Source organism: Microbacterium sp. H6, from assembly GCF_003314775.1.
GTDB lineage: Bacteria > Actinomycetota > Actinomycetes > Actinomycetales > Microbacteriaceae > Microbacterium > Microbacterium oxydans.
On sequence record NZ_QOAY01000222.1, the window covers coordinates 12,949 to 13,263 of the forward strand.

The 315-nt window shown below is 72.7% G+C and carries 1 protein-coding gene; it reads right to left on the bottom strand.

Annotated features, from left to right (window positions below; translation table 11 throughout):
- A partial coding sequence (locus tag DSP71_RS23970) for an amidohydrolase family protein (protein WP_258546464.1) occupies nt 1–315 on the bottom strand: 315 nt, incomplete at both ends.

Below are 315 nucleotides of genomic sequence, written 5' to 3' on the forward strand. Positions count from 1 at the left end.
GGGAGGGCAGCAGGGTGGTCGCCACCGCGCCGCCGACGATCCAGGCGTCCTGCGGCAGCTCCGCGGCCTTCTCCCGCACGCGGTCGAGCACCTCATCGAGACTCAGCGACGGCGCGAGCGACAACTCGAACAGGTCCGTGCGCCCGGCGAGCGCGTGGTGGTTGTGCACATCGACGAAACCGGGGTACACGGCCGCGTCGCCGACCTCGAGCAGACGGGTCCTGCGGCCCCGGAGCGCTTCGATGTCCGAGCGCGCTCCGACCGCGATGATCCTGCCGTCGCGCACGGCGAAGGCCTCGACCACCGGGTTCGCGC